The organism is Opitutus sp. ER46 (genome assembly GCF_003054705.1).
In the GTDB taxonomy this organism is placed as follows: domain Bacteria; phylum Verrucomicrobiota; class Verrucomicrobiia; order Opitutales; family Opitutaceae; genus ER46.
In genome coordinates this window covers 57,516-69,055 of sequence record NZ_QAYX01000023.1, presented here as the reverse complement: position 1 = coordinate 69,055, position 11,540 = coordinate 57,516, and the positions used below count along the sequence as shown (strand labels likewise).

Here is an 11,540-nt window from a genome sequence, read left to right as displayed (position 1 = left end):
AGGAACTCCAACAGCGGATGCCACTTGGATCACTCCAAATCTCCCAGATGCCAAAATATGGCGGCGGTACGGAGCCGGACTCGCCGGCACGACGCCCTTTCCTACGCGTTTGCCGCCCCATTTGCGGTCTCCGTGATTGCGACGCCGCCCGCGCCTCGCACGATCCTCGGCGATCGTACCCCATGCGCATCCGAATCCTTGTCGTCGACGACCATGAACTCATCCGCACCGGTCTGCGGCTTCGCCTGCAGGGCGAGGACGGTTTCGAGGTTGTCGGCGAGGCCGCCGACGCCGCGTCCGCTTGCGCGATGATCGGGGAAAAGTCGCCGGACATTGTCGTCATGGATATCGGCTTGCCGGAACAGGACGGGCTGGCCGCGACTCGCACGATCAAAACGCGCTGGCCCAAGACGCGCGTGCTCGCGCTGACTGGAATGAAGCCCGGCACTGTGGCGCGCGCGACCCTCCTCGCCGGCGTCGACGGCCTCGTCTTCAAGAGCGAAGCCAGTGACTACTTGGTCCGGGCGGTCCGCACCGTCATGGCCGGCAAGGTGTATTTCTCGCCTGAGGCCGCGACCGCGCTGGCACCGACACTCCGGGAGCCGCCGCCTCCGATGCCCGCGACCGGGGAGGGAAAGATCGACCTCTCCGCGCGTGAGCGCTCGGTCCTGAAAGGCTTGGCCGAGGGCCTGAGCTACAAGGAACTCGCCGCCGAGTTGGGCCTCAGCGTGAAGTCCATCGACACCTACCGCGCCCGTCTGGTGAAGAAGCTCGGCTGCTCGAGCCGCGCCGCCCTCGTCCGCTGCGCCGTCCGACTCGGTCTCGTGTCGCTCTGAACCGCGGGGTTGGGGATTTCCCCGACAGCACCGCTGCGCGAAATCAGACGTTCGCTTGGGGATATCCGGAGTCTCTCCGCCCCGGGCCGGGGCCGATGTAAGTTGTGATCATGCAACGCCCAGCGGCGGCGTGGCATCGCACCTCACAACACTCCCGCATCGTCCCTCCTCGCCCCCACTCTCGCCGCCCGCGACCTCAGCACCCGCACCCGGATCAGGTTCGCGGCATCAAATTCTGTCCTCCTTTCGTTCATGAAAACTCGCACCATCGGACAACGCGTCACGATCCTCGTCTCCATTCTCTGTCTCGCCCTCATCGGCGTCGGAATCTTCGCCGTCAACCGGCTGATCGCCCTCAATCGCATCAGCGATTCCATTACGCAGGATGCGATCCCCGGCATCACGCTCATGGCCAGCGTCAACTCGATTCAGGCCGAGAGTGAAATACGCGTCGAACGCTTCCTGCGGGCCACCACGCCCGAGGCCCGGCAGAAGATCCAAAACGAACTGGCCCAACTCAGCCAGGCGAACGACGACGCATTCAAAAAGTACGAGCCCACCATCATTCTGGCGGACGACCGCAGGCTCTTCGCCCGGCTGCAGGAGACCAGAAAGGCCAATGGCGACACGCGGAAGCGGCTCCTCGAGCTCGCGGAAACGGACCTGGCGGCGGCCGAGGCCTACAACGAATCGACCGCTATCCCGGCGTACACCGCGTATTCCGAGGCCGGCACCGCCCTGCTCAACTTCAACGCCAAGCACGGCGCCGATCTCGGCGATGAGATCGACGCGGCCGTGAAGAACGCCACGTGGCTCATCGCCATCACGGCCGCATCGGTTCTGCTCGGCGCCATCGTGCTCGCCGTGCTGAACATCCGCTCGATTGTGAAGGTCCTGGCGACCGTGGCCGATTCGCTCCAGGCCGGTTCGCTCCAGACCACCGCGGCGGCCACCCAGGTCGCCTCGGCCAGCCAGTCGCTGGCGGAAGGTTCGACCGAACAGGCGGCATCGATCGAGGAAACCAGCGCGTCGCTCGAGGAGATCTCGAGCATGACGAAGCGGAACACGGACAATGCACAGCGGGCCAAGGAACTGGCCGGGGCCGCCCGCCAGGCCGCCGATGTCGGCGTGACCGACATGCAGGCGATGAAGACCGCGATGAACGACATCAAGACGTCCAGCGACGACGTCGCAAAGATCATCAAGACGATCGACGAGATTGCATTCCAGACGAACATCCTCGCGCTGAACGCCGCCGTCGAGGCCGCCCGGGCCGGCGAGGCCGGCGCCGGCTTCGCGGTCGTCGCCGAAGAGGTCCGCAACCTCGCCCAGCGCTCCGCCCAGGCCGCCAAGGAAACCGCAGGCAAGATCGAAGGCGCCATCTCCAAGACCGCGCAGGGCGTGGCGATCAGCCACAAGGTCGCCACGAGTCTCGAGGAAATCGCCACCCGCTCCCGCCAGGTCGACGAGCTCGTCGTGGAAATCGCCACGGCCTCCGTGGAGCAGAACCAGGGCATCGGCCAGGTGACGCAGGCGGTGTCCCAGATGGACCAGGTCACCCAGAAGAACGCGGCGAACGCCGAGGAAAGTGCCAGCGCCGCCGAGGAGCTCAACGCCCAGGCCCAGGCGATGCAGGAGAACGTCGGTCAGTTGCTGGCGCTCGCCGCCCGCGACGCCAAGACCGAGGATCCGGTCCGCACCGCCAGTCCGACCCGCGCTCCCCGTTCCATCCGGACCGAGCTCAAGATGGCGCCGGCCCGGACCAAGCCTGCGCCCAAGGCGGCAAACTCCTCCAACCGCCAGATCGAGAACTTCGCCGAGATGTCCTGACGGCCGGGAATATTACTCAGCTCGGAGCACCCAATAGCCTGCCCCCGCGCGCTGCACTTGGTTGCACCGGGGGCAGAGGTGCGCCGGGGGAGATCACGCTCGACACCATCCCAGGCGGGGCCCTTGCCGCCCGAGCCGTCACCATCAACCGGCCTTCAGCAGCTCGCGCCCGGCATGGCGGGAGCCTTAGGACGTACGAAGCGGAGCGAAATCGCGACCGAGCCGGCGAGAATCGCCGCGATGATGCCCAGCGACCAAGTGACGGGAAACGTGCCCCCGAAAACGTCGTTCAACCAGACCATCTGGCTCTCAGGGTGATCCCCGAGATCGCGCGCCAGCTTTTCATGCGTGAGCCGGTTGCGAGCCAAGGGACGCACAGGAGGGCCACATGGCGCCAACCCTCCGCGTCGAACCTTCGGACGCCGCCTCGTTCGATTCAAAGCCGCTCTTGTGGCCATCGTCTTCCCCCGCTAAAGACGGGCAAACACGTCTTGCCGATGAACCTAGGATATCGCGCTCTCGGGTGTCTGCTGTCGTTCGGACTCGCCGGGTGCATCACAGAATCGAGCGGTGTCGTTCAGACGGGGCCTGACACCTACATGATCACCCACAGCGAAACGGGCTTTCAGTATGGAGCGAAAATGAAAGCCGCGGCGCTGAATGACGCGAGGGCATGGTGCGAGCGACACGGGAAAGTCATGAAGATGATCAGCGCGACGCAAAAGGACGTAGTCGTCGGAAGATCCTGCGCGTACGCGGAGGTTCACTTCAAGGCCCTGGCGCCCGATGATCCCGAGGCGCAGGCGATATCCTCTGGCGACCTCAAGGGCACTGGCACCGTGGCTCGCGATCGCTACACGGAGTTGGCTCGGCTCGGTGAACTGCGTAACACGGGGCTGATCACAGAAGAGGAGTTTCAGACCGAGAAGAAGCGGCTGCTCGGAACCAAGTCGGTGCCAGAATTTCCGCGGCCGCTTTGACCGCGTGCTCTCCGACCGCTAGCCCCGAACTCGTGCCCTCCTCGTTCGCCGCGCCCAACCACCGCCCCTCCTCGCGCCAGCACCCATGTGCGGGGCGCCCGCTTTTCTCGTGAAAACCTTCCCCGTTCATCCTGCCCGCCAGTGTTTCCGTTGCGCGCTGCTCGCCCTGCTGTGCAGCGCTGCGATCGGCCTCGCCCAGATTCCCAGCACGGCCACGCCCCTCGTCATCGTCAGCACGACCGCCGAGCCGGTGGCGCCGGGCAAGTTCACCCCGGACTGGGAGTCGCTAAAGCAGTACCGGGTGCCCACCTGGTTCCGGGATGCAAAATTCGGCATCTGGGCCCACTGGGGCCCGCAGTGCCAGCCCGAGCGGGGTGACTGGTACGCGCGGGAGATGTACAGCGAAACGAGCGGTCGCTATCGCGCGCACGTCGCCGCCTTCGGCCACCCTTCCAAGGTCGGCTTCAAGGACGTCATTCATGCGTGGCGGGCGGAAAACTGGCGCCCCGACGACCTGCTCCGCCTGTATGCGCGGGCCGGGGCAAAATACTTCTTCGCGCTGGCGAATCACCACGACAACTTCGACAACTGGGACTCGAAGTATCAGCCGTGGAACTCCGTGAACCTGGGCCCGCGGAAGGACTTGATCGCCGGCTGGGCCGCCGCGGCCCGCAGGCACGGGCTGAAGTTTGGGGTCAGCGTCCACGCCGCCCACGCCTGGAGCTGGCTGGAGACCGCCCAGGGCGCGGATGCCACCGGTCCGCTCGCCGGCGTGCCCTACGACGGCAAACTCACCAAGGCCGACGGCAAAGGGACGTGGTGGGAAGGATACGACCCCCAGGACCTCTACGCCCAAAACCATCCGCCAAGTCCCGGTTTCGCTGAGCTGAAGAAGATCCACGAACGCTGGAACTGGGACCACGGCGTGACCCTGCCGGACCAGGCGTATTGTGAGAAGTTCTACAACCGCACCATCGACCTCATTAACAAGTACCAGCCCGACCTGATCTACTTCGACGACACCGCCCTGCCGCTGTGGCCGGTAAGCGACGCCGGCCTGAAAATCGCCGCCCATTTCTATAACAGCAACGACCGGTGGCGCGGCGACGACGGCGTGATGTTCAACAAGATCCTCGACGGGGAGCAGCGGCGCTGCATGGCGTGGGACGTCGAGCGCGGCAGCAGCAACGAGATCGAGCCCAATCCGTGGCAGACCGACACGTGTATCGGCAGCTGGCACTATGATCGCGGCATCTTCGACCGCCACGGCTACAAGACGGCGCGGACTGTCGTTCATACCCTCATCGACGTCGTCAGCAAAAACGGCAACCTGCTCCTCAGCATTCCCGTCCGCGGTGATGGCACCATCGATGACGACGAGCTCGAGATCGTGCGCGGCATCGGCGACTGGATGCAGGTCAACCAAGAGGCGATCCACGGCACGCGGCCATGGCAGGTCTTCGGCGAAGGCCCGCAGATGGCGAGCGTACCGCCGCTGTCGGCCCAGGGCTTCAACGAAGGAAAGGCCAAGCCGTTCACGGCGGAGGATGTCCGCTTCACCACCAAGGGAGAGGTCCTCTACGCGATCGTGATGGGCACGCCCTCGGGACCGGTGACGATCAAATCGCTCGGAACGAAGCGCGGGCTTTGGCCCGGTGCAATCGCCGAAATAGCGGCCCTGGGCAGCACCGAAAAGCTCACGTGGTCCCGCACCGACGATGCCCTCGTGATCGAGCCTCCCCGAGTGATCGCAAACGGCACCGCCGTGGTCTTCAAGATCACGCCCCGCCGCTGACCGCCGGCTTCGGCTCCCTCGACCTGATCTTCACGATTTGAAACTCCGCCAGAGCTGCGGTTCGCTGGCGGCCAGATTCCGACTCCGGCGCGCATGACGATCCCCGACAAAACCTCCACCGAGGCATACCTGCGGTACACGAAGTCACGGAGCCTCCGCGCGAGTCGCGGCAAGGCGTGGCAGGACCTGAAGGCCTGGATCCATGAACCGTTGCGCACGACCGACGCCTTGGCCTTGCCGGCAGTGAACGAACCGCATCTGGCGTGGACGTTTTCCGGCGAGGTCGAGTTTCAGGAACGTGAGGGCAACGGTCCCTGGGTCACGCATCGGATCCGTCAGGGCTCATTCTTCCTCACCACCGGAGGCGGCCCGTATGAGTGCCGCTGGAAGGCCCTCACGCCCGAACCGTTCCTCGCCATGATGGTCTTCGTCGAGTTGCCGCTCTTCAATCGCGCCCTCGAGGAGGTTTTCGGGGCCGATGCGCCCAAGGTGCGCCTGCGCGACCTGTCGGCATTCACGGATCCCGACCTGAACTGGATGATGGAGAACGTCCGGGGCGAACTCATGGCTCCGCGCGCAAGCGCGCTGCGCGTCCAGGGCCTCGCGCACCTCATCGCGATGCATCTCGCGCGCCACTACGCCGAGATCCCCCGCGACGCCCGCGGCGCCAGCTCCTCGCTCCCCGGCTACAAGCTGAAGCAGGTCACCGACTGGATGGAGTCTCACCTCGACGAGCCCTTCGACCTCGCCCAGACCGCGGCGATGGCCGGGCTGAGCAAATTTCACTTTCACCGGCTCTTCAAAAGCGCCACCGGGATGTCCCCGGGCAAGTACCACGTGAACGCGCGCATGCAGGAAGCGCGCCGGCGCCTGCGGGAGACCGACCAAAGCATCGTCGCCGTGGCGCTGGACCTGGGCTTTTCCACCCCGAGCCATTTCGCCCAGGTCTTCCGCCGCGAGACCGGCCTTTCTCCCAGCGACTACCGCCGGAAACGCTGACGCCAGTCTTCGAGCCCTGCTGGCCTGCCGTCCTCATCGATCGAGACCGCAGGCCTGCGCCTGCCGTCGTAAGCGGCGGCATGGCCCGGGCCGATCCTCCGCGCCCGGGCCACCGCTGCGCCGGCGTCAGGACTTCAGCGACGCCATGTCGATCACGAAGCGGTACTTCACGTCGCTCTTCAGCATCCGCGCGTAGGCCTCGTTGATCTGGTCCATCCGGATCATCTCGATGTCGCTCGTGATCCCGTGCTGGCCGCAGAAATCCAGCATCTCCTGCGTCTCGCGGATGCCGCCGATCATCGAGCCGGAGAAACTCCGGCGCCCCATGATCAGGCTGAACACCGCCACCGGCAGCGGCTTCTCCGGCGCGCCCACGATCGTAAGATTGCCGTCCACCTTCAGCATCGCGAGGTAGGCGTTGAGGTCGTGCTCCGCCGACACGCAATCGAGGATGAAGTCGAACGTGCCCGCCTGCGCCTTCATCTCCTCCGGCTGGCGGGACACGATCACGTCGTGCGCGCCGAGCCGCAGGGCGTCCGGCTTCTTCGCCGGCGAGGTGGTGAACACCACGACGTGGGCGCCAAACGCCCGTGCGAACTTCACGCCCATGTGGCCCAGCCCGCCCAGGCCCACGATGCCGACCTTCTTGCCCGGACCGACCTGCCAATGCCGCAGCGGCGAATAAGTCGTGATGCCCGCGCAGAGCAGCGGTGCCACCGCCGGGAGATTCAGGTTGGCGGGGATGCGCAACGCGAAGTGCTCGTTGACCACGATGTTCTCCGAGTAACCGCCAAACGTCGGTCCGCCGATGTGCCGCTCGGTCGAGCCGTAAGTCTGCACGTGCGTCGGCGAAAACTGTTCCTCCCCGGCGCGGCAGAAGGGACAACTCAGGTCGGCGTCGACCATGCAGCCCACGCCGGCGATGTCGCCCGGCTTGAACTTCGTGACCTTCGGGCCAACGCGCTTCACACGGCCCACGATCTCATGGCCCGGCACGGCCGGGTACTGCGTGAAGTGCCACTCATTGCGCGCGAAGTGGATGTCGGAATGGCAGACGCCGCAGTAGAGGATTTCGATCTGCACATCGCGATCGGTCGGTTCGCGGCGCTGGATCGACGCCGGCGCCAGGGGCGAGGTCGCGCTGGCGGCGGAGTAGGCTTTGACGGAATAGGCGACAGGTTTGGACATGGGTTTTAAAAGTACAGGAGGGAGAGAAGGCATGGACTATAGCGCACCCGCTCGAGGTCGCGCCGACATGCTTGCGCGACCTGTCGGGTTCTTGCGCAAAACACCGGTTGCCGGGGCTCGAACCCACGACCGCCGGTTTAGAAAGCCGTCGAACCGTATCCGGACATTATCCGGGAGTATCCGGACATTATTCCCGAGTATCTGGACATTATCCCGCTACTCGTTGCGGATGGGGCAGTAATAATTGCAGTCCTCGTTCCCTCGGCGTCCTGGGCTTCTGCCCGAGCGGCGCCTCAGCCGCCGGTGGCGGGGTGGCCGAGGTACTTGGCGATCGCCTGCGAGCGGGAGCGCACGTGCAGCTTTTCGTAGATTTTGCGGATATGCGTGGCGACGGTCGGCACGCCGATGCCCATCGTGTCGGCAATCTCCTTGTAGAGGTATCCCTGGCTCAGGCACTCGAGCACCTGCCGCTCCCGCGGCGTGAGGTCCTCGAAGGTTGGTCGCGCCGACCCTGGCTGCGCGAACGACTGCACCACCTTGCGCGCGATTGCGCTCGTCATCGGCGAGCCGCCGAGCGCGATCTGCTCGATCGCCGCCACCAGCTCCTCGCGGCGCGTCTCCTTCAGCAGGTAACCCGTCGCGCCCGCCGCCAGCGCGGCGAACACGTGCTCCGCCGACTGGTAAACCGTGAGCATCAGAAACTGCGTGCCGGGCATCTGCCGCTTCAGCACGCGCACACACTCCACGCCGTTCGGCTCGGGCATGTTGATGTCCATCAGCACCACGTCCGGCCGGTCCGCCAGGAGTTGCCGCAGCGCCACCGCGCTGGAGCCATAGTCGCTCACGTACTGCAGCGTCGGCACGCAGCCGATCACCTCGATCAGGATCTTCCGGGTGGGCTCGTCGTCATCGACGATCGAAACGCGCGTCTTCATGGCGAAAGGGTCCCGTCGCCCGCGAGCGCGACGACGAGCGTCACAACGGTGCCGCCCTCCGCGGCCGGCCCCACCGTGCCGGACCCACCGAGCCGCGCCATGCGCTCCCTCAGGTTGGCCAACCCATGCCCGCTCCGCCCGCGCTCCGGCGTGTCCGCCGCCGCCGCGGCGAGGCCCCGGCCGTCGTCGGCGATCACGATCCGCAGCCGCGGTGCCGTCCACGCGAGCCGGACCGTCACTTCTGTGGCCCGCGCGTGCTTCACCACGTTGTTCAGCGCCTCCCGGCAGCAGAGGAACAGCTGGTGCCGTGTCTCGCCCGACAGAACGATCGGCGGCAGCACCGCAGGTATGTCGAGGCGGCAGCGCACGCGCGCCAGCCCGAGAAACGGCTGGGCGAAATCGGTCAGGTAGCCGACGAAGCTCTCGAGCGAGTCGTACTGCGGGTTCACCGCCCAGACGATCTGGTCGAGCGAGCGCGTGATTTCGCGCGCCGTCTCGTAGATCCGCTCCAGCTTCGGCGCCTCCGGCGACAGCGGCGAACTCGCCTGGGTCAGCAGGCTGATCCGGGTGAGGCTGGCCCCGACGTCATCGTGGATGTTCTGCGCGATGCGCGCCCGCTCCCGCGCGATCGCCGTCTCGTGCTCCAGCCGCTCGATCCGGCGGCGCAGGCGGCGGTACGTCCACACGCGGACGACGCCCGCGACCACGCCGACCAGCCCGAGCACCACCCCGGCCTGGAACCAGAGCGTCTGCCACCAGCGGCGCGGCACCGTGATCGCCACGACCGCCGGCGCCTCGCCTTCGCGGGGCTGGCCGTAGCTCGCCGCCACTTCGAAACGATACTCGCCCGGGGGCAGCCGGGGATACACGGCCACGCGCCGCCCGCCCGCTTCCACCCACCCTTCGTCAAACCCGACCAACCGGTAGCGCGCACGCACGCGGCTCGGCGCCGCCAGCGCCAGGACCGAGAACGAGAACTCCAGTTTGTGGCCCGCAGGGTCGACGACCAGCGGCGCGCGCAGCACCTGCGCCTCGCCGTCGATCCGGAGCTCCTCGATGGCCGCCTGCGGCGCCGGAGGGGACAGCGCATCGGCCTCCGGGTTGATGGCCAGCAGCCCCTGGCGCGTCGCAAACCACACGCGTCCGTCCCGGCTGCGCAGCGCGCCCGGGCCGTAAAGGCCACGGCAATTCGCGTCGCCCAGCCCTTCATCCCGCCCGAGTTGGAGCGCGGCCACGACCTTCGCCTCGCCGGCCGCCACGCGCCGGACGTCCTCCCGCGCGACGCGAAACACGCCCGCCGCCGAACCGCACCACACAAACCCGCGGCCGTCCGGCACGAGCTGCGTGAGGTTGTCGTGCGGCAGACCATTCAACGCATTCACGCGGGCGTTCCGCCCCGGCCGCATCACCACCAGCCCCTCACCCGCCGTCGCCAGCCAATAGCCATCGTCCATCGGCAGGATGCCGTTGATCGCGACGCCGAGCGACACGCCGGCCGGCAGCAGCGGGACAAATCGTCCGGCCGTGAAACGCAGCAGTTGCCCATCGTTGGTGCCGACCAGCACTTCTCCCTGGGGACCCGCCGCAAACGACCGCACCCCGCGCTCGCTCAATCCCGCCTCCACGCCGTAGCTCTGGAAGGACGCGCCGTTCCAACGCCCCACCCGCCCATCGGCCATCGTGAGCCACCATTCGCCGGCGGCCGAGGTGAAGCTGGCGGGCTGCGGCCCCGAGCTCGGCACCGCGGCGAGGAACGTCACCCCGCCCTCGCCATCGACCCAAAACGACGAGGACGACCCGGTCACCCACACGCCGCGCTCCGGGTGCGGCGACACCGACACCGCCCCGTACACGCGGCCCTCGTGCCGGAGGATCCAATGGTCGATGTGTCCGTCCCGCAGCCGCACGACGCCGCCATCGCCGTTGGCGCACCAGATTTCTCCGGGCGCAGTCTCGCAGACCGCCGTCACACCCGTCGCGGCCAGGCCATTGGCCTTGGTGTGGAGGGTGTAGATTCGCGGCGCGATCGCGTAGAGCCCGCCCGGAATTGCCGCCGCCCAGATCGTGCCCTCGCGGTCCTCGATCAGCGTCGTGATATTGTCGCTCGCGGTCGGCACCGGGATCACGCCTTCGCGCCCGACGACGTGGACGCCCTGCGACCGCGTGCCCAGCCAGAGCCAGCCGCGGCTGTCCTCCGCTGCGGCTGCGACGTAATGAGCCCCGACGAGCGGCGGTAGCTCCGCCATCAGCACCGGGCGTGACGCGGCGTCCATCTTGTACACCTGCCGGTCTGTGATCACCCACGGACCCGCGGCGCGCGACGAGGCCAGGCGCAACTCCGACGCCACCGGCAGCGGGACGCGCACCAAGCGTCCGTCCTCGTACCGCGCCAGCCACTGGTCGCTCGCCAGCCACACCCGCCCCCCGCCATCGAGCGCGAAGCGGGTCCAGCTGCCCTCGGCGATGCCGTCCGCCCGACCGAAAACCTTGTGGTCTTTTCCCCGCACCCGCTGCACCGCGCCGCGGACCGAGCACCAGAGCGCTCCGTCCGGCGCACGCAACGCCTGCCCGCCTGCCTGGCCGGCCAGCGGCGCGGCCAGCGGCTCCCTTCGCCACCCGCCGTCCTTGAACCGGACCGGATCCCCGGTGCGCGGCACCAGCAGCACCGAACCGTCCGCCTCCGGCAGCAGGTTCAAATACAGGTCGCGCCCCGCCGCGCCGGGCACCGGGAAGAAGCCCGCCCCATCGAAGCGGACGACGCCGCTGCGCGTGGCCACCCACAGATGGCCGCGCGCGTCCTGAGCCACCTGGTACACGTCGTCGCTCGGCAGTCCCGACTCCGAGCGCCACTCGCGCACCACAAAGCCGTCGGCCGGCGGGCGGTCGGCGCCAGACGCCCAGCCCGCCCGGGTCGCCAGGCCAGCCAGCAGCAACAAGCACACTCGAAAGCAGAGTCTCACAAGCGACGGCACAGTGC

Annotated in this window: 9 protein-coding genes; 5 read left to right on the top strand and 4 right to left on the bottom strand. The window is 67.3% G+C overall.

Translation table 11 applies throughout. The features are described from left to right. Positions 1-182: 182 nt before the first annotated feature. Positions 183-836, top strand: a complete 654-nt coding sequence (locus DB354_RS13220; protein WP_158277525.1) for a response regulator transcription factor — start codon at positions 183-185, stop codon at positions 834-836. 252 nt (positions 837-1,088) lie between these two features. Continuing rightward, positions 1,089-2,666, top strand: coding sequence for a methyl-accepting chemotaxis protein (locus tag DB354_RS13215; protein ID WP_233256638.1), 1,578 nt, complete (start codon positions 1,089-1,091; stop codon positions 2,664-2,666). A gap of 155 nt (positions 2,667-2,821) precedes the next feature. On the opposite strand, the gene DB354_RS22360 is transcribed toward DB354_RS13215, so the two are convergent. Then, positions 2,822-3,043 (bottom strand): hypothetical protein, encoded by a 222-nt coding sequence (locus tag DB354_RS22360; RefSeq protein ID WP_158277524.1) that lies wholly within the window; start codon positions 3,041-3,043, stop codon positions 2,822-2,824. A 222-nt stretch (positions 3,044-3,265) separates the two neighbouring features. Between DB354_RS22360 and DB354_RS22355 the strand changes: the two genes are divergently transcribed. The 3 genes from DB354_RS22355 (at position 3,266) to DB354_RS13200 (ending at position 6,440) form a co-directional block, all read left to right on the top strand. Beyond that, entirely contained in the window at positions 3,266-3,646 is a 381-nt protein-coding gene (locus DB354_RS22355; RefSeq protein WP_158277523.1) for an SHOCT domain-containing protein, read from the top strand. Between the two features lie 226 nt (positions 3,647-3,872). Then, positions 3,873-5,441 (top strand): alpha-L-fucosidase, encoded by a 1,569-nt coding sequence (locus DB354_RS13205; protein ID WP_343205584.1) that lies wholly within the window; start codon positions 3,873-3,875, stop codon positions 5,439-5,441. Positions 5,442-5,534: 93 nt separating this feature from the next. Further along, on the top strand, positions 5,535-6,440 hold the full coding sequence (locus DB354_RS13200; RefSeq protein WP_107836109.1) for an AraC family transcriptional regulator: 906 nt from the start codon (positions 5,535-5,537) through the stop codon (positions 6,438-6,440). Between the two features lie 126 nt (positions 6,441-6,566). On the opposite strand, the gene DB354_RS13195 is transcribed toward DB354_RS13200, so the two are convergent. The 3 genes from DB354_RS13195 to DB354_RS22015 all read right to left on the bottom strand — a co-directional run bounded on the left by DB354_RS13195 (position 6,567) and on the right by DB354_RS22015 (position 11,499). Beyond that, positions 6,567-7,628, bottom strand: a complete 1,062-nt coding sequence (locus DB354_RS13195; protein ID WP_107836108.1) for an NAD(P)-dependent alcohol dehydrogenase — start codon at positions 7,626-7,628, stop codon at positions 6,567-6,569. 293 nt (positions 7,629-7,921) lie between these two features. Further along, positions 7,922-8,563: a response regulator transcription factor gene (locus DB354_RS13190; protein ID WP_107836107.1), complete on the bottom strand. Its 642-nt coding sequence runs from the start codon at positions 8,561-8,563 to the stop codon at positions 7,922-7,924. Continuing rightward, a complete protein-coding gene (locus DB354_RS22015; protein WP_158277522.1) occupies positions 8,560-11,499 on the bottom strand; it encodes a sensor histidine kinase in 2,940 nt (979 codons plus the stop codon). Before DB354_RS22015 ends, DB354_RS13190 begins: the two co-directional genes overlap by 4 nt. Between the last annotated feature and the right edge of the window lie 41 nt (positions 11,500-11,540).

Coding starts and splice junctions, on each gene's coding strand:
- DB354_RS22355 (WP_158277523.1), top strand. CDS start 3,266: ATGATCACCCACAGCGAAACGGGCTTTCAGTATGGAGCGAAAATGAAA.
- DB354_RS13215 (WP_233256638.1), top strand. CDS start 1,089: ATGAAAACTCGCACCATCGGACAACGCGTCACGATCCTCGTCTCCATT.
- DB354_RS13195 (WP_107836108.1), bottom strand. CDS start 7,628: ATGTCCAAACCTGTCGCCTATTCCGTCAAAGCCTACTCCGCCGCCAGC.
- DB354_RS13220 (WP_158277525.1), top strand. CDS start 183: ATGCGCATCCGAATCCTTGTCGTCGACGACCATGAACTCATCCGCACC.
- DB354_RS13190 (WP_107836107.1), bottom strand. CDS start 8,563: ATGAAGACGCGCGTTTCGATCGTCGATGACGACGAGCCCACCCGGAAG.
- DB354_RS13200 (WP_107836109.1), top strand. CDS start 5,535: ATGACGATCCCCGACAAAACCTCCACCGAGGCATACCTGCGGTACACG.